We start from the raw sequence: 20,858 nt of genomic DNA, 5'->3' as shown, positions 1-20,858 counted from the left end.
ACTGATATGTCGGTCTCCGAATCATCCTCCTCGACGATTGGGCGCTTCGCGCAGCGGCGCCGCGCGGGCCATGTGTCCGTGCGCCGCCAGCGCGGCGTGACCGCCATCCTGGCGGCGGTCTGCATTGGCCTCGCGATCGCGGCGCTGGGGGTGATCGACGTCGGCAACTACTATTTCGCGCGTCGCGAGATGCAGCGGACCGCCGATCTGGCGGCGGCGGCCGGCGCGCAGACCATCAGCAACGGCGGCGGTTGCACGTCGGCCACCAACTCGGCGAACAACAATGCCGTGAAAGGCAACGGTCTGTCGACCGGCGCTACCGTCACGGTGGTGTGCGGCCGCTGGGATCCGACGGTCAATGCCGGTCAATCGTATTTCGCGACCAGCGGTGCGCCGATGAATGCCGTGCAGGTCACCGTCAGCCAGACCGTGCCGTATTTTTTCGCCGGGCCGGCGCGGGTGATCCAGGCGGTGAGCACGGCGCAGGCGACCAATGTCCGCTCGTTCTCGGTGACCCCAACCGTGGCGAGCTTGTCGGGCGGCCTCCTGAATGGACTATTGAACGGTTTGCTGCCTGGCGCCAACCTGAATCTTAGTGTGGCGTCGTATCAAGGTCTGGCCACGACCCAGATCAAGCTGGGCGATCTGGCGGCCGCACTCGGCGTCGGATCGATGAGCCAGTTGCTCGGGACGCAAGTGTCGCTCGCGAAACTCGTGTCGGCGATGATTACCGCTGCGGGCAAGAGTGCGACGGTGGGGGTGACCGCGATTACCGATCTGGGCACGATCCAGGCCGCCATCCCATCCGGACTGAACGTCGCGCTCGGCGCGAACTCGACTACCAACGGTCTGTTGACGGTGGCGCTCGACGATCCACAGGCGGCGGTCAACGCCACCGTGAACCTGCTCGATACGTTGCTGGTGGCCGCTGAGGTCGCGCAGGGGCAATCCGCGGTCAACCTTGGCACTGCGCTCAATCTGAGCCCGCTTGCCAACGTGACGGCGCAGGTGAAGATCATTGAACCGCCGGTGATTGCGGTTGGCGAGGCAGGGCAGAACGCAGACGGCACGTGGCGCACCAGCGCGCACTCGGCAGACGTGCGGCTCTACCTGAACATCAATCTGCTCAGTATCAACCTGGGACTGGCTACGGTGACTGCGTTAAACCTGCCCATCTACATCGAAGTGGGAACGGGCACGGCGTGGCTGCAGAGCACGCAATGCACCACCAGCAAGGCCACGAGCCAGAGCGTGATCTCGGCGCAGCCTGGCCTCGCTTATGTTTGCGTCGGTAACGACGCGATCAGTAACTTTACCAATACTACGACGACAGCCACGTGCAATCAGGCGGCGTTGGTGACCAATGCCACGGTGGGGACGTATTCGTTGATCAGTATTTACGCCGGCAATCCCACCACCAATGCCGGGTTGTCCTTCAAGGTACAGCCTCCTGCGGCGACCCCATTGACGTTCAACGGTATCTCGGGCGATTCCGACGACTATCAGACCGCCAACTCGAACGCAGTGGGCTCGGTGGCGATCAACCTCCTGACGCAAATAAATAACAGCTTGCTTTCGTCGCTCTATCTCACCGTGGGCGGTGTGAATCCTGGCCCCATCGTCGCGGCGCTGCTACAGCCCTTGCTGACTGCGGTGGATACGTTGCTGAGTCCGCTACTGACTGCACTCGACGGACTGCTCGTGCCTTTACTCCAACTGCTGGGGGTCCAGATCGGCGAAGTCACGGTCCACGACCTCGGACTCGCCTGCGGTCAGGCCCAACTGGTTTACTGATTCTTCGCCAATGAGAACCACCGCCAAAATCGACGAACTCGATATCTACGTTTGGGAAGGCAAGGCCGACATCGTCGACCGCGTCGCGCGCTGCATGGCGAGCTTCGACGTCGAGGTGATCCGCGCGGACGACATCGCGATTTCGCCCGAACGCACCGCGCTACGGCCGTCGCTTGCGATCATCAGCGTTTCCGTGATCGATAGCGGCGCGCTGATCCTGCGCGACTGGCAGGCCGCGCACGGCATGCCGGTCGTGTGGGTCGGCGCGGCGCCGCGCGATCACGATCCCGCCATGTACCCGTCCGAGTATTCCCATATCCTGCCGCTCGACTTCACCTGCGCCGAACTGCGCGGGATGGTCACCAAGCTGGTGTTGCAAATCCGCGCGCACACGGCGCAGACGCTCGAGTCGAGCGCGCTGGTCGCCAACTCCGAATGCATGCAGGCGCTGCTGCACGAAGTCGACACGTTCGCCGACTGCGACACCAGCGTGCTCGTGCATGGCGAGACCGGTGTCGGCAAGGAGCGCATCGCTCAACTGCTGCACGAAAAGCACCGCCGCTACGGTCAGGGGCCGTTCGTGCCGGTCAACTGCGGCGCGATTCCGGACGGCCTGTTCGAGTCGCTCTTTTTCGGCCACTCGAAAGGCTCGTTCACCGGGGCAGTGGTGGCCCACAAGGGCTATTTCGAGCAGGCCGACGGCGGCACGCTGTTCCTCGACGAAATCGGCGACCTGCCGCTCTACCAGCAGGTCAAACTGCTGCGTGTGCTGGAAGACAGCGCGGTGACGCGGATCGGCTCGGCGACGCCCATCAAGCTCGACTTCCGTCTGGTCGCCGCCACCAACAAGCACCTGCCGCAACTGGTCAAGGACGGCACGTTCCGCGCCGATCTTTACTACCGGCTTGCGGTGATCGAATTGAAAATTCCGTCGCTCGAAGAACGCGGCGCGGTCGACAAGATCGCCATCTTCAAGGCGTTCATCGCGTCGGTGGTCGGTCAGGAGCGGCTCGAGACCTTGCCCGACATCCCCTACTGGCTGGCCGACGCCGTCGCCGACACCTATTTCCCCGGCAACGTGCGCGAACTGCGCAACCTTGCCGAGCGGATCGGCGTGACGGTGCGGCAGATCGGCGCGTGGGACGCGGCGCGGCTGCAACGGCTGCTGGCGCTCGCGCGCAGCAATCAGCCGGTGCCCGCCGAGAGTGCGGCGGAGGTGCTGGTCGATCGCAGCAAATGGGACATGGCCGAACGCAGCCGCGTGCTCGCGGCACTCGACGCAAACGGTTGGCGCAGGCAGGATACCGCTGGTACGCTAGGCATCAGCCGGAAGGTGTTATGGGAGAAAATGCGTAAGTACCAAATTTTCGACGAAGAGCCCGAAACACGCGAAAGTGAGTAATAATGAGACAGATGTACTAAAACAAAAACTGTTCAAGCAGGATTTACATGGACCACAAGTCGAAACTTCGACAGATTGCCTTGGGCGCTTTGGTGGCGCTGGGGACCGTGCAGGGCGTTTATGCGCAGGCTCTGACGGATAGCGGGGCAAGCGCAGCCGTTGTTTCCCAGCCGGGTACGACGACAGCACTGCCGGCCACGACGCAGGACCAGGCGGGACAGTCGACGGCGCTCACGCCCGACGAGGCGAAGCAATCCGCCGCCGGCAACGTTGCGGAACTGCAGCAGATGATCCGGGGGTCGGATCTGAAGGAGCTGCGCACGACGTACAACGGTAGCTACGGCGCGAGCATGCTGTTCTACCCGAAGGAGATGACGTACTACGTCGCGCTGTTCCAGCAGAAGACCTTCTGGCGGGTCGTCAAGACCGAGGACGAAACGCGCGCTGAGATGATCTACAAGGACTTCGTCCGTCAGACCATGCAGTTGTCGGACGTTGAAATCCGCCGCACCCGCCTGGAGGCGCAAAAGGCCTTCACGGAGCGCATGATCGCCCTGTCGCAGGACCGTGCGAATCGTCTGCAGGCCGACCTCGACGTCGCCCATCAGCAACAGAACATCGTCAACAGCCAGCAGCAGCAGACGCGCGCGGAAGCCACGGCGCTTGCGCAGCAGAAGACTGCCGCTCAGGCCCAGTTGCGCGAAGCACAACGTCAGGTGCAGGAGCTGCAACGTCAGCTGGATAGCGGTCTGCCGACTACCCAGCACTAAGGCAGCAGCCAGTCTGCGTCGCCAGCACGGCTGGCGGCAGACCCAAAACCTCGCCCGGTTCGCCGCGCGAGGTTTTGTCGTTTCCAGCGAGTTCGGCTACTCCGCGCCGAGCGGTCCCTCGGCTTGCGCCGACCTGCGCCGCGAGACGCTTTCCCACGCGGCCACCATGATCATCACGACGGTGGTGAGGCCGCCCGTCATCAGCAGATCGGTGTGGAACGCGAACGGCGCGACGAGCGCGAGGAGTCCAAGCCCGATCCAGTGCGACAGCGGAAACCAGCCGTAGACGACGCGCTTGTACAGCCCGTTGCCCGCGATGTAGATCGCCGGACCGCCGAGCAGCAGCCAGGCCGTCGGCCAGTCGATGCGCTCGGGCGGATGCAGGATCACGAGATCGTCGGCGGCCGCCGACACGATCACGCCGGCCACCAGGATCACGTGCACGTAGTGGAAATACGCCGCCATCAGACCAGGCTCGCGGGCGCGCGCGATAGCGCGGCTGCCGGCGCTGCTGCTGGTGTCGAAGTAGACCCACCACATGGCGACGCTGCCGGCAAAACACACCAGAAACGCAATGATCGACGGCGCGCTCCACGTGCCCAGATCCGAGAGCGTGCCGCCCGTCACGACCACCGACTCGCCGAGCCCGAGGATCACGAAGGCCTGACAGCGTTCGGCGATATGGCCGCCCTCGGTGCTGCGCCAGTCGGCGGCGCCCGAGCGGCCGAGCACGGGCAACGGGAAGCCGAACATCGGCGAAATGTACTCGCACAGCACCGCCACGCTCCAGCAGGCGAAGCGCGGCAGCCCGTCCAGCAGGCCGCCCGCGATCCACGCGATGCCCGAGATTGCGAGCCATCCGCAGATGCGGCGAAAGTTTGCAGTAAGCGCATGATGGCGGCCGAGAAACCCCAGCACCACGAGGCTGCGGCCCACCTGGATCGCCACGTAACTGATCGCAAAGACGAGCCCGCGCTCGCCATAGGCAAGCGGCAGGCTCGCGGCCATTACCATGCCGATCACCATCACGCCGAACAGCAATAGCCGCACCTGGATGCGCTCGGGGTTGAACCAGTTCGTCACCCAGCAGGTGTACTGCCAGCCGAGCCAGACCGCGAACCAGAGCACCAGCGTCTCCAGCGCCCCGAATGCAGTCAGGTTGTGCACCAGTCGATGCGAGAGTTGCGTAACCGCAAACGCGTAGATCAGGTCGAAGAACAGTTCGACGTTGGTGACACGGGCTTCGTGTCCGTCGCGTTCGCGCAGGTAGCGCGCAGAGGTGGGGGCGAGCGGGCGGGGGGTGTCGCTGGGCATGCTGTCGTTCCTTCTGGCGGGAGCGGGCAGGGGTCGGCGTGCTTGCTACGGTCACGCTACGTCACACCGCGTGGTGTGACGTAGCGTGTCGTTCAGGTAATGCGTCTAAGGATGTTTCTTTTCTTTGGCGGGCGAGTGCGGTGCCTTGTCGGGATGCGGCCGTTCGGTCGGATCGACGGCGATCGGGTCGCTGGCGGGGAAGGTTTCGTCGAGGGCCTCGTCGAGACGGTCTTCGGCCGTTTCACCGGGGGGCGGCGCGTGGGGCTTCGGCTTGGTCATGGGGTCCTCCGCATAGGGTATCGAGCAGTCAGGATAGCGCAATCCTGCCGCCGCTCGCACCCCTGCCTGCGCGCATGCCGCGCCGAGCCACACGACGCCACAAAATTCCTTGAAATTGACGGTGATTGACTCGTCTTGGGTGTGTCGCGGGAGATGGCCTGCACGGGCCGCCGCCGGGCGGCAACGAGACGAGGTGGCGCAGCTATGGAATCTAACGGGTCGCGGCAGGCGCAACGCTTTAACGCGTCACACGTCGTGGAGGCGGAACTGGAACATCTTGACTGGGCCACGCGGCAACCGATGGTCCGCATGTTCAGCGCCGACTACTGGCGGCGCCGCGTGCTGGCGGTGAAAGCCGCCTACGAACTGACGCACCAGCAGGGGGTGCGTATCGAACAGATCCTGCAGCGGCTGGGCGACCCGGTGGAGTAGCCCGCCGCGCTTCCAGGCCTTATTCGTGGCCGTTGTTGTTGCCGCCGCCGTTACCGTGGCCATTCCCGTCGCCATTGCCATTGCCGGTGCCGAACAGGCGCCGGCGGCGCGTGACGACCACCGGACCGTCCGACGGCGTGCGCTCGGACGACGGCGTACGTTCGGCAGGCGGCTGGGCGCCGTACGACTCGCGCGGTTCACGGGGTTCACGCGGCTCGCGATGCTCACGCGGTTCGCGCGAACCATGCGGGCCCCGCGTGGTGTGTTCGCCGTGCGACGGCCGGCCGGCGCGCGGCGCGGGCCGGGTGCCGGTGTCCAGCTGGACGGTGGAGATGGCGCGCTTGTAGATGCCTTGCAAGCCGACCGGCGTGCGCAGCATCACCAGGTATTGATCGAACGACTCGATGCATCCCGTCAGGCGAATGCCATTGACAAGATAGATTTCGACGCGCTTTCGTTCTTTGCGCGCTGCGTTCATGAAGTCGTTTTGCGGATGCGATTCTGCGGATGCCATGGACAAGTCAGGTAAGAAGGACAGTTGCTCGCCGCGATTCTACCCTTTTCGGGGAAAAGCGCGCGGGGGGGAGCGATGTGGGTCCACTATAACGGCTTGCGCGCCTGGAAGCATCTGATAACTGGCCCTCGTAACGTTGAGTTACGAATCTGGCTAGGGATCTGGCCGACAAACGCTGACCGTTCAGCGCCGGGGTCAGAGATATCTGTAAGGGCGCGGAATAAAACCTCTCCTGGGTACGTTTATCCCTTATAGCAGCGCACATATCGTGGGCTGCAATTCGGCTTCGCACTGTCTGGCGGCCCACGTTGGGCGAGCCGCCGGACACGCAGGCTGCGACGGCTTGCTGCGCCCGCTGCGCGGCAATACGCCACGCCGGCGACGCCGAGCGCCTCCAGGAGACATTCTATGAAATTATTCCGTATTTTTTCGACTGCATGCATGCTCGTGGCGCTCGGTTTGGCGTCACTCGCCGTCACCGGCTGCACCTCGCCCGGCGACTCCGGTTCCAGCAACAGCAGCAGCACCGGCTCGACCAGCAGCACTGGCGGTTACTGACCGCCCGCGCGTCGCGTTTGCCGCGTGAAGTTCGAAGCGGAAGTGATTTCATGGCTCCCGCAGTTGCGCCGCTATGCGCGCGCACTGACGGGCGATTCCGCATGGGCGGACGATCTGGTGCAGGACACCGCGGAGCGCGCCTTGGCGCGCTGGGCCGCGTTTCGTCCTAACAGCAATCTGCGGGCGTGGCTGCTGACGATTCTGCGCCATCTCTACATCGACCAGTTGCGGGCCCGCCGCGAGATCGCGGTTGACGACGAGAGCGCACCGTGGCGCAATCTGGAAGCGCCGCCGGGCGAAGTCGACGGCCTCGTGCTGCGCGATCTGCAACGGGCGTTGTACTGTCTGCCGCTCGAGCAGCGCGAAGTGCTGCTGCTCGTTTGCGTGGAGGAATTGACTTATCAGGAAGCATCGGTTGCGCTCAGCGTGCCGGTCGGCACGGTGATGTCGCGTTTGTCGCGTGCGCGCGAGCACATGCGTGTGCTTCTGATCGAAGGGCCGACGCGCAAATCCGCGCCGCTCAAAGTAGTGAGAAATCCGTGATGAGCCACGACGACCACGATCCCGCTGTGCCCAAGCCGCCTGACCTGGAGGCGCTGTCGGCGTTCGTCGACCGCGAGTTGCCGGACGAGGCGGACGCCGTCGTGCTCGACCATCTCGCGCGCGATCCGCAGGCCGCCGCGCAGGCGGCGGCGTGGCGCGCGCAGAAGGCGGCGCTCAAGGCCTTGTGCGGAGCGCCGCTCGCTCACGAGCCGTCGTTCATCGTGTTGCGTGCGCCGGTGCCATGGTGGCGGCGTGCCGGCCTCGCCGCGTGCTGGCTCGTTGCCGGCGCGGGTCTCGCGCTGGTGTTAGGGCCGCTCGCGCCGCGCCTCTCGGGCGGCTTGATCGGCCATGATCCGATGGGCCTCGCGCAGCGCGCCGACATCGCCTACGCCGTCTATACGCCGGAGCAGCGCCATCCGGTCGAGGTTGCCGCGAGCGAGGAACAACATCTGATTACCTGGTTGTCCAAACGCCTGAACCGGCCGCTCTCGGTGCCGTCGTTGCAGGAGTACGGCTATTCGCTGGTGGGCGGACGTCTGCTGCCGGGCGAAGCGGGGCCGGCGGCGCAGTTCATGTACGAGAACCCCACGGGTTCGCGGCTCACGCTCTACGTGACCGGCATTCCCGACGACGAAACCGCCTTCCGTCTGTTTCGCGACGGCAATCGCCGCACCTTCTACTGGGTCAGCGATCACATGGGCTATGCGTTGTCCGGGCCGATCTCGGAGGGCAAGCTGCGCACGATGGCCATTGACGTGTGCAGCGCGCTCGGCGGCAAGCCGGAGTCCTGGCAGTAGGTCCCCGTCAGCGTGCTGCCCGGATTCTGCCGGGTATGTCGCGCGCTGAAACATGCTGTAACGCACACGCGTCGTGTGACTGACGCGCAGCCGGAATAGTGCGGTGCGGCGCCTCGTTTAGATAGTGCGGGTCCGTGCTGCTGCTGCGTTTTCACGCAGACGGCGGAGCGGACGGATGCGAGGCAAACGATGGGGTCTTCACGGTGACGACCGCGTGGGCGGTTGCGACGCCGGACCGTCGGGCGAGACGAATCATGCGTAATATCAAAGGGCGCTGCACCGTACTATGCCTGTGTCTGGCGTGTGCGGCGCCGGTGGCGGCGCAGTCCGCCGCGGACAGCGTGGCGAATGCCGCGCCGCCGTGCCAGACGATCGCGGGTGAGGCCGAGATCGACGGCACGATGCAGCAGATCACAGGCCTCGCGTGCCAGCAACCGGACGGTACCTGGCAGATCGTGCAGGGCGCCGACAATACCGTGGCGCTGTATCCGGCGCCGGTCTATCCGTACTACGATCCATGGTATTGGGGCGGTGTCGTTTCAGTCGGATTCGGCGGGACGTTTGTTTTCGTCGACCGCTTTCATCATCGCTATCCGATCGGTTATGTGCATTTCAGCCGTGCGTCGTACGGCGCGCGGGTGCGCACGGGCGGCTGGCACGGGGGTGCCGGCACCTGGCAGGGCAGCGGCGGAATGCATGGCGGCTGGGGCGGTGGGGGCGGGATGCATCGTTGAGCGCGGCCGCACTCCGGGTGGCCGTCCCCCGGCCGTCGCAGTCAAAGGAGTCGCCTTGACACGTATCTTGCCGCCGAACGTTTCGCAAGCGCAGTTCGACCGGGCGCTCGCCGCATGGAGCGCGGTGCTGGGCGAGCAGCATGTGGTGTCGTCCGGGTCCGAACTGGCCTCGTATCGCGATCCGTTTGCGCCGGGCCAGGCCGCGGCGTTCGCCGCGTCCGCCGCGCTGCGGCCGGACTCGGTCGAGGCTATCCGCGCCGTGTTGCGCATCGCCACGCAGTACCGCATTCCGCTCTGGACCGTTTCCACCGGCCGCAACTTTGCGTACGGCGGCGCCGCGCCGCGGCTGACGGGTTCCGTCGTGCTCGATCTGCAGCGGATGAACCGCATTCTTGAGGTGAACGAAACGCTGGCTTACGCCCTCGTCGAACCCGGCGTCAGTTACTTCGACCTGTATGCGTACCTGCGCAACAACGGTCATCGCTTGTGGGTCGATCCGCCGGCGGCCGGTTGGGGCAGCGTGATCGGCAATACGCTGGAGCGCGGTTTCGGCTATACGTCGTATGGCGATCATGCGGCCAGCCAGTGCGGCATGGAAGTGGTGCTGGCCAATGGCGAGGTCGTGCGCACGGGGATGGGGGCGATCGAGATCGGCACGTCATGGCAGGCGTTTCAGCCGGGCTACGGCCCGTCGTTCGACGCGATGTTCATGCAGTCGAACTACGGCGTGGTCACGAAGATGGGCGTGTGGCTGATGCCTGCGCCGCCGGCGTATCTGCTCGGCGAAATCCAGTTTCGCCGCGAGGAGGATCTGGAAGCGATCGTCGAGATTCTGCGGCCGCTGCGGCTGGACGAAACCATCCGCAACAATGCCGTGATCGAGGGTGGCTTGCGCCGCGCGGCAGGTCTGACGCCGCGGGCGCAATGGTACGAGGGGACGGGACCGATGCCGGAGCCTGCGATCGAGGCGATGCTGAAGAAGCTCGAAGTGGGGCGGTGGAATCTGCATTTCGCGCTATACGGTACGCCCGAATTGATCGACGCGCGTTACGCGATCGTGCAACAGGCGTTCGCGCGGGTGCCGCAGGCGAAGCTGCTCGCGCGTCTCTATCGCGGCGACGAGCAGCCCGCTGGCGGCGGCGATCGCAACATGGCCGGCATTCCCGCCATGAGCGCCTTCCGGATGCTCGACTGGCGCGGCGGCGCGGGCGCGCACGTCGATTTTTCGCCGGTGTGTCCGGCGACCGGGCGCGATGCGATACGCCAGTACACGATGGCGAAGGCCCGCGCCGCCGAATACGGCTTCGATTACTACGGCGGCTTCACGGCCGGCACGCGTCATCTGAATCATATCTTTGCGGCTATTTTCGACCGCGACAACGCCGGGCAGGCGGAGCTGGCGGGCGATCTGCTGCGCGCGCTGATGAGCGATGCGCGTGCGGCCGGTTACGGCGAATATCGGGCGCATCTGGCGTATATGGATTTCGCGGCCGCGCAGTACAGTTTCAACGACGGTGCGTTGCTGCGCTTGTCGGAGACGATCAAGGATGCGCTCGACCCGGCCGGCATCCTGTCGCCGGGCAAACAGGGCGTGTGGCCGGCAGCGTGGCGCGATCGGCGCGGTTATACGTGACGCGGTGTGGTGTGGTGTGTTGCGATGGACGGCGATGATGTTCTGACTTGCGATTGAGAGAGCCGAAAACAGCCCATGGACAGACGCGCTTTTATGATGACCGGTGCGTGGTTTTCGGCGACGACCGGCGCGTTGCCGTGGACGACGCAAACGCCGACGCAGACGCACGCCGCCACGACGCGCAATACGATGGCGCTGGTGGACACGAGCCTCGCATCGGCACGCGCGTTCTCTCGCGATGCCGCGCGCAGGGGGATAGCCGTCTTCGAAATCGACCACGACGCCGGCAACGACATCGGCACGCTCTGGTACACGACCCTGGCGCCGCGCCTCGCTGCGGCACCCGGTCTCGTGATTGGCGTCGTGCGTGCGTCCGATTACTTTGTGCTTGGAGAACTCGCGTTGCGTTCAACGGGCCTGGTCGAACACCGCTGCGAACGATGCGCGGGCCGGCGCACGCCAGTGGCATTCCTGCTTGGACCTGCCACGAAGGCGACGCGTGGGTCCCGCGGGACCCGCGTCATACGAAGCACGTCCGGGGCCTGAAGAACAACGTCGCTCAGAACTTGTACGCCGGATTCTTCGGATCGAAGGTCGCATCGTCGAGGGTCTTCGGCGTGACGCTTTCGAACACGATCTTCTCGAAGATCTTGCCGTCGTTCGCGTACGATTCGACCGTGCGGAAATACGGATGGCGCAGATCGAGCCCGAGCGTTTCCTTCTTCGCGTAGAACTGCGGCTGGCCGATCGGCGTTTCGTACGTAAAGGTGACGACCCGCACGCCTTCGATGGTCTGCACGGCGATCTGCGTCGAGCGCGGCACGCCGGCTTCGACGTACTTCTTGCCCTCGGCGAGATACTGGTTGGCGATGTAGCCGGTGCCGAGGTCGCGCACCTGGTGGTTCGACTGTGCGCGGGCCAGCGCGCCGGTCGTCGAGGTCCAGATGGGCACGACGCCGAGCAGGCCGCCGAGGTGCCCGTACATTTCGTCGGTCCGTTTGGATTCGTCGTAGATGATTTCCTGGCCGGCGTGCGCGCCATCCGGCAGCCATCTGGCGTAGATGCGCAGCGGATCGTGGGCGATGCGCACCAGCATGTGATCGGGCTTGTCCGGCCACTCGCCCTTGATGCGTTCCCAGCGCAACATCCTGAACTCATACGACGGATAGCCGTTCGGCCCTTCCTGAATATAGCGCGGCAGCGTAAGCGGATCGAGCGACTGGAAGAGAGCCGTGAGCTGCGCATCGTCGAGTTTCTCGAGCGCGCCGCTTTGCTGCGCTTGCCGTAGCCAATGCACCTGCTGGTCGAGCGTCAGCTTGCCCGCCTGCGCCGGTGGCGTGGACGGCGCCTGCACGGCGCTGGCGGCCTCGGTGTCGGCTGCGGGGTTTGCCGCGGGGTTTGCCGCTGCCTCTGCAGCAGAGACCACACTGGCCGGCTGCGAGCCGGCTTGCGCGAATGCCACCGCCGACGCACAGGCGAGGACCGTGCCCGCGAGCCACGGCCGCAACAGGTTCAGGTTGCCAAAGCGCATCGGGCGCATTGAGCGCTTCAAGCGCACGAAGGCCGGCGCAGCTTGCGAACGCGTGAACAGACGATGCTTCATTCATTGCCCTCCAGATCCAGAATCGGCGGAACCGACCGCACTGTCGCCGTTCGACGGGTGCTCGATAGGTGCTGCTTGTCAGGCAGGCTTTTGTTTGGCGAGTTCCTCGTCGCGCAGCGCACGCCGCAGAATTTTTCCGACGTTGGTTTGCGGCAGCTCGTCGCGGAACTCGACCACCTTCGGCACCTTGTAGCCGGTCAGATTCTTGCGGCAGTGTTCGATGACCTGCTCGGCGGTGAGCGCCGGATTGCGCGAGACGACGAACACCTTGACGCGTTCGCCCTGCGCGACATCGGGAATGCCGATGGCCGCCACCTCGCGCACGTCGGGGTGCATGGCGATCACGTCTTCGATCTCGTTCGGATAGACGTTGAAGCCCGACACCAGAATCATGTCCTTCTTGCGGTCGATAAGCCGCATGAAGCCGCGCGAATCCATTACGCCGATGTCGCCGGTGGCGAGCCAGCCGTCCTCGTCGAAGACCTTGGCGGTTTCGTCGGGACGGTTCCAGTAGCCCTTCATCACCTGCGGACCCTTGACGCACAATTCGCCCGGCTCGCCGATATTGGCCCAGCTACCGTCGTCCTTCCTGAAGCGCACCTGGGTGGAAGGCGCGGGCAGGCCGATCGAGCCTTCGAAATCGCGCATGTTTTTCAGGTCGACCGGATTCATCGACACGATCGGCGAGCACTCCGTGAGCCCATACCCTTCGATAATCGGCTGTCCGGTGACGGCCTTGAAGCGTTCGGCGACGGCCTTCTGCGTGGCCATGCCGCCGGCCATCGCGAGTTTCAGGTCCGAGAAGTCGCGCTTCCTGAACTCTTCGTTTTCGAGGAACGCGTTGTAGAGCGTGTTGACCGCCGTGATGCCGGTGAATTTCTCGTGACGGATGATCATCATCACGCGCTTTGTGTCGCGCGGATTGGCGATCAGGATGTTGCGCCCACCCAGTCCCATGAAGATCATCGCATTCACGGTGAGAGAATAGATGTGATAAAGCGGCAACGGCGTGAGCACGGTTTCGATGTCGCCGGTCAGTTGCCCCTGCGACCACACCTTGGCCTGCAGCAGGTTGGCGATGATGTTCTGGTGCGTGAGCATCGCACCCTTGGCGACGCCGGTGGTGCCGCCCGTGTATTGCAGGAACGCGAGGTCGCCATGCGTCAGGCGCACTGGCGTCAGCGGCCTGTTGTACCCAGTGGCGAGCGCATCGAGCAGGCGCACGGCCTTCGGCAAATGGTACTTCGGCACCATCTTTTTCACGTGCCGCAGCACGAAATTGAGCATCCGTCCTTTCAGGTTCAGCCCGTCGGCGAGCAGGTCGCCGAGACCGGTGACGATCACGTTCTGCACGCGCGTGCCCGGCAACGCATCTTCGACGGTCTTCGCGAAGTTTTCGAACACGATGATGGTCTGCGCACCGCTGTCCTTCAGCTGGTGCGCGAGTTCGCGCACCGTGTAGAGCGGGTTCACGTTGACCACCACCGCGCCGGCTTTCAGGATGCCGAACAATGCAACCGGATACTGGAACGTATTCGGCAGCATGATGGCGACGCGTTCGCCCGGCTTGACACCGATGCTCTGCAGATACGCCGCGAAGGCGGTGGCCTTGCGCGCCAGCTCGCCATAGGTCAGGTTGGCGCCGACGCTCACATAGGCGACCCGCTCGCGGAACTGTGCAGTGCATTCGTCGAAGAACTGCACGATCGACTCGTACTGCCGCACGTCGATTTCGTGCGGCACGTCAGGCGGATACGAGGCGTACCAGATGCCGTCGGTGTTCGGCGCACGCGGCGCCGGTTTGGCTTCGACGGATGGAATCGGCGCCGATTGGGTAGGCTGGTTCATTGCATGTCTCCTGAAGCGCAACGCTTCGTCTGTGTCTGTTTATATGCTGCTGTATCGATGCTGCGATGACGCATAAAAAATACCGCTGGCGCGCTAGCGCTCAAGTATCGCGACGACCCCCTGGCCGCCCGCGGCGCAAATCGAAATCAGGCCGCGCGCGGTGCCGGCGGGTTTGTCGAGTTGCGCCAGCATCTTCGCGAGTCCGGCGACGATCCGTCCGCCGGTCGCGGCAAACGGATGCCCGGTGGCGAGCGAACTGCCGTTGACATTCAGTTTTGTATGATCGATGGCGCCGAGCGGACCCGCAAGGCCAAGTTGCGTGCGGCAATACTCGTCGTCCTGCCAGGCGGTGAGCGTGCACAGCACCTGGGCCGCAAACGCCTCGTGAATTTCGTAAAGATCGAAGTCCTGCAGGGTGAGGCCAGCACGCGCCAGCATGCGCGGCACGGCGTAGGCCGGGGCCATCAGCAGGCCTTCTTTCCTGTCGAAGAAATCGACCGCGGCCGTTTCCGACCAGGTGAGGTACGCGAGCACCGGCAGACCATGAGCGGCGGCCCACGCCTCGCTGGCGAGCAGGACGGCTGAGGCGCCGTCGGTGAGCGGCGTGGAATTGCCGGCGGTCAGCGTGCCGGCGTCGCGGTCGAATACGGGCTTCAGGCCCGCGAGCTTCTCCAGCGTCAGGTCGGCGCGCAGGTTGTTGTCGCGCGCGAGGCCGCGGTACGGCGTCATCAGGTCGTTGAGGAAGCCGCGTGTGTAGGCATCGGCGAGCTTGCGATGGCTTTCGTAGGCCAGTTCGTCCTGGGCTTCGCGCGCGATTGCCCAGCGCTTGGCCATCAGTTCGCAGTGTTCGCCCATCGACAGGCCGGTGCGCGGTTCGCCGTTGCGCGGCAACAGCGGCTTGAAGAACATGCCCGGCCGCAGCTTGGTCAGCGCGCCGACGCGCTGACCGGCGGTCTTGCCGCGATTCGCTTCGAGCAGGATCTTGCGCATCCGCTCGTTGACGCCGATCGGCGCGTCCGAGGTCGTATCGACGCCGCCTGCGATGCCCGCTTCGATCTGCCCGAGGGCGATCTTGTTGGCTACCAGAATGGCCGCTTCGAGACCAGTGCCGCAGGCCTGCTGCACGTCGTAGGCGGGGGTCTCCTTCGCGAGGGTGGTCGAGAGCACGGATTCGCGCGTGAGGTTGAAGTCGCGCGAATGCTTGATGACCGCGCCCGCCGCCACTTCGCCGAGACGCTCGCCGTGCAGGTTGAAGCGGTCGATCAAGCCCTGCAGCGTGAAGGTCAGCATGTCCTGATTCGAGGCGTTCGCGTAGGCCGTGTTCGAACGCGCAAACGGAATCCGGTTGCCGCCGATGATGGCGACGCGCCGCACAGCGGGAAGCGGGTGGGACATGCGTAACTCCTTTGAGGGCGAGGCGGGTTGAGGGTGGGTGCTTTGGCGCCGTGCGTTACGGGATGAACGCAGGCGCGCGCCAGCTCGTGAAGGGGCGTGGGTTCATAGCGTGGTCCACTGAAACCGGCCGCGTAAATGCGGTTTGTCGCCGGCCGCGTCGCGCACTTCGAGTTCGCGCGTGGTCGTCGCGGCGATCGCTGCCGCGGCCGTTGCGGGGATGTTGGTCCATAACGACGCGTCGCCGGGCAGCAGCATCGGCAGCTTGAACTCGGCGCTGATTACCGCTTCGGCGAGCGGCTTGGGCGGTTGCAGCGCGGCGGCCGCGCGTGCGAGGGTCCACATGCCGTGAGCAATCGCGCGCGGAAAGCCGAACGCCTTGGCGGACAGTGTCGTCAGGTGAATCGGGTTGTAGTCGCCGGACGCGTGCGCGTAGTCGCGCCCGAGTTGCGCGGGAAGCTGCCAGCGCGCCACGCGCTGCAACGCGCCGCGTTCGATTTCGAGCGCGGCCAGCGGGTCGCCCACCGGCGCGGCGCCGCGCTTCAGATACACGCTGTCGCCGTCCCATACGGCTTCGCCGCGTCGATACAGGCGCGTGTGCAGCACGAACGCCTGGCCCTTGTCATGACGCAGCAAGGCGCCGAATTCGACCTCGACGCGCAGCACTTCGTTGTACGCGAGCGGGCGTCGCATGCGCACATGATTGGCGAGGTGCACGAGGCCGAGCGCGGGCCACGGGAAGGCGGGGTCGGTCAGCATCAGCAGATGCAGCGGGAAGGCGAGCAGATGCGGAAAGGTCAGCGGCACGCCGTGCTCCGGGATAAAGCCGCAGACGCGCGCATAGCGTTCGATGGCCGCGGGTTCGAGCGGCGCCGCGGGACGCACGAGGCGCAGCGCGGGCAACTGCGCGGGGCGGCCGCGCTTGATCACGCCGGACAAGGCGCGCGCATACAGCCTGGCGGGCGCGGGCAACTGTTCGACCACCACGGTGCGGGGGCGCGCCGCGCCGTAGGCTTGACCGATGCCGGAGGGCTCGCCCATGCTCATGCTCCGATCAGACTTTGGCCGCACACGCGCACCACCTGGCCGGTGATGCCTGCGCAACCGGGATGCGCGAGCCATGCGATGGTCTGGGCTACATCCACCGGCTGGCCGCCCTGGCTCATCGAATTCATGCGGCGGCCGGCTTCGCGGATCGCCAGCGGAATCTTCGCGGTCATCTGGGTTTCGATGAACCCCGGTGCGACGGCGTTAATCGTAATGCGCCGTGCGGCGAGCTGCGCCGCCATGCTTTGCACGCGGCCGATCACGCCGGCCTTCGAGGTCGCATAGTTGGTCTGGCCCAGGTTGCCGGCGATGCCGCTGATCGACGATACGCAGACGATGCGGCCACCGTCGCGCAGCGTGCCGGCGGCGAGCAAGGCCTCGTCCAGGCGTTCCTGCGCGGACAGGTTGATGTCGATCACGCTGTGCCACGCGGCCTCGGTCATGCGCGCGATGGTCTTGTCTTTGGTGATGCCCGCGTTGTGCACGACAATGTCGACACCGAGTTCGTCGAGTGCGGCGGCGATTTGCGCGGGCGTTTCGGGAGCGGCGATATCGAAGGCGAGGGCGGTGCCGGCGAGCGGCCGGATCGTCGTCTCTAACGCTTCGCGGGCGGACGGGATATCGATGCCGATCACATGCGCGCCTTCGGCGGCGAGCGCGTTGGCGATGGCCGCGCCGATGCCGCGTGCCGCGCCTGTGACGACGGCGCGTTTGCCGGCGAGCGGTTGGGACCAGTTGAGGGTGGTTGTGCCAGAGGCGGCAACTGCACCGGCGCCGGCGGTGGCATCCGGGTCCGCATGACCATGCGCGCCAATCCGCACCGCCTGCCCCGAGACATACGCCGAACGCGGCGACAGAAAGAAGCGCAACGTCGCTTCGGCCTCGTCTTCGGCACCTTGCGCGACATACACCAGATTGGCCGTGATCCCGCGCCGCGCTTCCTTGCCGAGCGAACGGGTCAGTCCTTCGAGCGCCCGTTGCGCGGTCCATTGCCGCGGACTCGCGCAGGCCTCGGGCGGCCTCCCCAATACAACAATTCGCCCGCACTTGCCGAGCGAGCGCAGCGTGTCGTGGAAGAACGCGAACAGACTATCGAGCTGGCTGCTGTCTTCGATGCCGCTCGCGTCGAAGATCAGCGCGGCGAGCCGTCCGTGCGGCCCGGCGTCGGCCGGCTCGAAGCGGCCTGTCATCAGAGCGTGGCGCGCGGCGAGCGGTATCCACAGGCCGGCGCTTTCATGTGCGACGCTAGTGAAGCCGCTGCGTGCGATCACACCCGCCAGCGCATCGAGCAGATGCGGCTCGCGCCCCGCACCGATCGCGACGAGCCCGTCGAACTCGGGCTGATCCGCGCGATAGCGGCGCAATACCTCGGGCTTCGGCAAGCCGATCGAATGCGCGAGGCGCGCGCCGAACGGCGAGTTGACGAAGTTCAGGTAGGTGTCTTTCATCGTCGGTTGCTCCGCTGGCCGGTCGGGGTTGCGTCGTAGGGTTTCAGGGGTGCATCAAAGGGTGCATCAGGGGCGTCTCAAGGGTTTGCCTCAGTATGCACGGCGGCCTTGCCTCAGTGTGCACGGCGCGACACTCAGGCCGCAAGCTGCATCGCTTTTTCGAGCGCCTCCTTGCGCTGTTGCAGATCCTCGAGCATGCCGAAGTCGGACGCGAAGTCGTCGACCTTCACCACCTCGGCGCCATAGCGCGCATAGTCGTCGAGCACCTGGCGCTCGTCGGCGTCGATCAGGCCCTGCTGTTGCGCCTGTTCCGTCCACGCGGCGAGGTGCGCGAGGCTTTGCGGCATCGGTGTGAGCAAGCCTTGCTTGACCGCCTCGCGCAGTTTCTGGTCGATCGCATTGATGCGCGGATTGAGCGCGAACAGCAGTTCGCCGTAGCCGAGCGGATCGACGTCCGGGTGCGGCACATACGAATCGGACACGAGCCGCTCGCGCGCGGCGCCCGGCGTTTGCATCAACTCGGCAATCGCACCGCCGAGGTGGTCCGACGGCGCGCGATGCGGCAGGCCGAACGGAAACGCCAGCACTCGCACGAGACCCGCCGCAAGCCGGTTCGGATAGTTGACGAGCACGCCGTCGATGGCTTCCTGCGCCTGATGCAACGCATCCTCGACACCCCAGCGCACGAGCGGCAGATCGCTTTCCTGACGCCCTTCGTCTTCGAAGCGCTTGAGCGTCGCGGAGATCAGGTAGAGCTGCGACAGCACGTCGCCGAGGCGCGCGGAAATCCGCTCGCGCCGTTTCAGATCGCCGCCCAGCACGAACATCGAGACATCGGCGAGCAGCGCGAACACGGTGGAGATGCGTGTCGCCGCGCGGTAGTACGGCAGGAGCGGCGCATAGGCGCGCTGCGGTTGGCGGATGAAGGCGCCGGCCGTGATGCCGTAGACGAAACTGCGCACCACGTTCGACAGCGTAAAGCTGACATGGCCGAAGAACGCCGCGTCGAAATCGCGCAGGGCTTTGCCGCGATCGGCTTCGCGCGTCGCGGCCATTTCCTTCAGCACATACGGATGGCAACGGATCGCCCCCTGGCCGAAGATGATCAGGCAGCGCGTCAGAATGTTGGCGCCTTCGACGGTGATCGCAATCGGCACCTGTTGATAAGCGCGCGCGAGGAAGTTCGACGGGCCCATGCAGATGCCCTTGCCGGCGGCGACATCCATGCCGTCGTTGATGACCTTGCGGGCCCGCTCGGTGATGTGATACTTCGCGATCGCGGAGATCACCGAGGGCTTTTCGCCAAGGTCGACCGCATGCGCGGAGAGCCGCCGCGCCGCGTCCATCACGTACAGGTTGCCGCCCATGCGGCCGAGCGCTTCCTGCACGCCTTCGAACTTGCCGACGGCGGTGCGGAACTGGCGCCGCACGGCGGCATACGCACCGGTGCCGCGCACGGCGATCTTCGCCATGCCCACGTTCGACGACGGCAGCGAAATAGCCCGGCCGGCAGCGAGACACTCCATCAGCATGCGCCAGCCGTTGCCCACTTGCGCGCGTCCGCCGATCACCCAGTCGAGCGGGATGAACACGTCCTTGCCTGAATTCGGACCGTTCTGGAACACCGCGTTGAGCGGCCAGTGACGGCGGCCGATGTTCACGCCGGGGTGCGAGGTGGGAATCAGTGCGCAGGTAATGCCGGGCTCGTCCGCGGAGCCGAGCAGGTGATCGGGATCGAGCGCGCGAAACGCGAGGCCTAGCACGGTCGCAATCGGTCCCAGCGTGATGTAGCGCTTGTCCCACGTCACGCGAAAGCCGAGCGTCTCGCGGCCTTCGAAGCTGCCCTGGCAGACAATGCCGATATCGGGAATCGCCGCGGCATCCGAGCCGGCATAGGGGCTCGTCAGCGCGAAGCAGGGGATCTCCACGCCGCGCGCGAGACGCGGCAGATAGTAGTTCTTCTGTTCTTCGGTGCCGTAGTGCATCAGCAACTCGGCCGGGCCGAGCGAGTTCGGCACCATCACCGAGACGGCCGCCGCCGAGCAGCGCGTGGCGAGCTTCATGATGACCTGCGAATGCGCGTAGGCGGAGAACTGCTTGCCGCCATACTGCTTCGGAATGATCATGCCGAGGAAGCCGCGCTCCTTGATGTATTGCCAGGTCTTCGGCGAGAGGTCTTGCCATACGGCGGTGGTTTCCCAGTCGTTGGCGAGATCGCACAGGTGCTGGCATTCGACATCGAGAAACGACTGTTCTTCCGCCGTGAGCCTGGCGGGACCGTGCCCGAGCAACGTGTCCCAATGCGGACGTCCCGAGAATAAGGCGGCGTCCCACCAGACCGTGCCGGCTTCGATGGCATCGCGCTCGGTCGGCGACATCTCAGGCAGGATCTTGCGGAAGATTTCGAGCACGGGCCTGGCGAGCCACGCGCGGCGCAGCGGCCTAAGCGTCAGAACCAGCGCAGGCAATACAAGGACGATAGCGAGGAGGGCGGTGGCGAGCGGTCCTGCCGCGCCGCTCAGATGCGCGGCCGCGACCCAGACGATCAGGAAGGCGAGCCACCATGAGGCGCGAGCCTGAACGTAGACGAGCGCCGCAGCGGCGATGATCAGCACTAAGAAGAACCACGACATAACCCTTCCTCCTGTTTTCATGGTGCGTGCGGACGCTTCCGCTGGATGCGGAAGGCTCGCCTTGATTGTTTGACAGCACGTGCGGTGCCAGGTGCACCGCGGTGCCTGGGTGGCAAC

General features: G+C 65.3%; 19 protein-coding genes. 10 read left to right on the top strand and 9 right to left on the bottom strand.

Translation table 11 applies throughout. The features are described 5' to 3' along the window. The first annotated feature begins 6 nt into the window (after positions 1-6). The 3 genes from P3T42_RS03785 to P3T42_RS03775 are packed head-to-tail and all read left to right on the top strand — an operon-like array spanning position 7 to position 3,966. Positions 7-1,794 (top strand): TadG family pilus assembly protein, encoded by a 1,788-nt coding sequence (locus tag P3T42_RS03785; protein WP_429305211.1) that lies wholly within the window; start codon positions 7-9, stop codon positions 1,792-1,794. Positions 1,795-1,804: 10 nt separating this feature from the next. Continuing rightward, the gene (locus tag P3T42_RS03780; protein ID WP_074298202.1) at positions 1,805-3,196 is read left to right on the top strand and encodes a sigma 54-interacting transcriptional regulator; all 1,392 of its coding nucleotides are present in this window, start codon (positions 1,805-1,807) and stop codon (positions 3,194-3,196) included. Between the two features lie 47 nt (positions 3,197-3,243). Next, complete coding sequence (locus P3T42_RS03775; RefSeq protein WP_074298204.1) at positions 3,244-3,966, top strand: DUF2968 domain-containing protein; 723 nt, start codon at positions 3,244-3,246, stop codon at positions 3,964-3,966. A 96-nt stretch (positions 3,967-4,062) separates the two neighbouring features. Here the strand turns inward: P3T42_RS03775 and P3T42_RS03770 are convergent, their stop codons facing one another. Both P3T42_RS03770 and P3T42_RS03765 read right to left on the bottom strand, forming a co-directional pair. Further along, positions 4,063-5,280 (bottom strand): low temperature requirement protein A, encoded by a 1,218-nt coding sequence (locus tag P3T42_RS03770; protein WP_429305210.1) that lies wholly within the window; start codon positions 5,278-5,280, stop codon positions 4,063-4,065. Between the two features lie 105 nt (positions 5,281-5,385). Next, on the bottom strand, positions 5,386-5,559 hold the full coding sequence (locus tag P3T42_RS03765) for a hypothetical protein (protein ID WP_429305209.1): 174 nt from the start codon (positions 5,557-5,559) through the stop codon (positions 5,386-5,388). Between the two features lie 204 nt (positions 5,560-5,763). On the opposite strand from P3T42_RS03765, the gene P3T42_RS03760 reads away from it, so the two are divergent. Then, positions 5,764-5,991, top strand: coding sequence for a hypothetical protein (locus P3T42_RS03760; RefSeq protein ID WP_074298208.1), 228 nt, complete (start codon positions 5,764-5,766; stop codon positions 5,989-5,991). Between the two features lie 19 nt (positions 5,992-6,010). Here P3T42_RS03760 and hfq read toward each other — a convergent pair whose 3' ends face one another. Beyond that, the gene (hfq, locus tag P3T42_RS03755; RefSeq protein ID WP_074298209.1) at positions 6,011-6,505 is read right to left on the bottom strand and encodes an RNA chaperone Hfq; all 495 of its coding nucleotides are present in this window, start codon (positions 6,503-6,505) and stop codon (positions 6,011-6,013) included. 408 nt (positions 6,506-6,913) lie between these two features. Here hfq and P3T42_RS03750 point away from each other — a divergent pair, with 408 nt between their 5' ends. The 6 genes from P3T42_RS03750 to P3T42_RS03725 all read left to right on the top strand — a co-directional run bounded on the left by P3T42_RS03750 (position 6,914) and on the right by P3T42_RS03725 (position 11,316). Then, positions 6,914-7,063: a hypothetical protein gene (locus P3T42_RS03750; protein WP_429305208.1), complete on the top strand. Its 150-nt coding sequence runs from the start codon at positions 6,914-6,916 to the stop codon at positions 7,061-7,063. A gap of 24 nt (positions 7,064-7,087) precedes the next feature. Beyond that, positions 7,088-7,606, top strand: coding sequence for a sigma-70 family RNA polymerase sigma factor (locus tag P3T42_RS03745; protein ID WP_429305207.1), 519 nt, complete (start codon positions 7,088-7,090; stop codon positions 7,604-7,606). Further along, positions 7,606-8,403: an anti-sigma factor gene (locus P3T42_RS03740; protein WP_429305206.1), complete on the top strand. Its 798-nt coding sequence runs from the start codon at positions 7,606-7,608 to the stop codon at positions 8,401-8,403. The genes P3T42_RS03745 and P3T42_RS03740 overlap by 1 nt, the downstream gene beginning before the upstream one ends. Before the next feature lie 254 nt (positions 8,404-8,657). Then, positions 8,658-9,137, top strand: coding sequence for a hypothetical protein (locus P3T42_RS03735; RefSeq protein ID WP_074298215.1), 480 nt, complete (start codon positions 8,658-8,660; stop codon positions 9,135-9,137). A gap of 55 nt (positions 9,138-9,192) precedes the next feature. Further along, positions 9,193-10,770 carry an FAD-binding oxidoreductase gene (locus P3T42_RS03730; RefSeq protein ID WP_429305205.1) on the top strand — a complete coding sequence of 526 codons (1,578 nt, stop codon included), beginning with the start codon at positions 9,193-9,195 and terminating at the stop codon, positions 10,768-10,770. Positions 10,771-10,845: 75 nt separating this feature from the next. Continuing rightward, entirely contained in the window at positions 10,846-11,316 is a 471-nt protein-coding gene (locus P3T42_RS03725) for a hypothetical protein (RefSeq protein ID WP_429305204.1), read from the top strand. A 13-nt stretch (positions 11,317-11,329) separates the two neighbouring features. Here the strand turns inward: P3T42_RS03725 and P3T42_RS03720 are convergent, their stop codons facing one another. From P3T42_RS03720 to P3T42_RS03695, 6 genes are all read right to left on the bottom strand, one after another. Beyond that, positions 11,330-12,373 (bottom strand): DUF1571 domain-containing protein, encoded by a 1,044-nt coding sequence (locus tag P3T42_RS03720; protein WP_429305203.1) that lies wholly within the window; start codon positions 12,371-12,373, stop codon positions 11,330-11,332. A 78-nt stretch (positions 12,374-12,451) separates the two neighbouring features. Further along, positions 12,452-14,221, bottom strand: coding sequence for an AMP-binding protein (locus P3T42_RS03715; protein WP_429305202.1), 1,770 nt, complete (start codon positions 14,219-14,221; stop codon positions 12,452-12,454). Between the two features lie 93 nt (positions 14,222-14,314). Then, a complete protein-coding gene (locus P3T42_RS03710; RefSeq protein WP_429305201.1) occupies positions 14,315-15,616 on the bottom strand; it encodes an acetyl-CoA C-acetyltransferase in 1,302 nt (433 codons plus the stop codon). Between the two features lie 102 nt (positions 15,617-15,718). Continuing rightward, positions 15,719-16,654, bottom strand: a complete 936-nt coding sequence (locus P3T42_RS03705) for a MaoC/PaaZ C-terminal domain-containing protein (RefSeq protein WP_429305200.1) — start codon at positions 16,652-16,654, stop codon at positions 15,719-15,721. Positions 16,655-16,656: 2 nt separating this feature from the next. After that, complete coding sequence (locus tag P3T42_RS03700; RefSeq protein WP_429305199.1) at positions 16,657-18,108, bottom strand: 3-oxoacyl-ACP reductase; 1,452 nt, start codon at positions 18,106-18,108, stop codon at positions 16,657-16,659. A gap of 134 nt (positions 18,109-18,242) precedes the next feature. After that, on the bottom strand, positions 18,243-20,741 hold the full coding sequence (locus P3T42_RS03695; RefSeq protein ID WP_429305198.1) for an acyl-CoA dehydrogenase: 2,499 nt from the start codon (positions 20,739-20,741) through the stop codon (positions 18,243-18,245). Between the last annotated feature and the right edge of the window lie 117 nt (positions 20,742-20,858).

This window comes from Paraburkholderia sp. GAS38, from assembly GCF_050434965.1.
GTDB lineage: Bacteria > Pseudomonadota > Gammaproteobacteria > Burkholderiales > Burkholderiaceae > Paraburkholderia > Paraburkholderia phenazinium_A.
The sequence above is the reverse complement of the archived record's forward strand: the minus strand, read 5'-3'. Positions and strand labels throughout refer to the sequence as shown.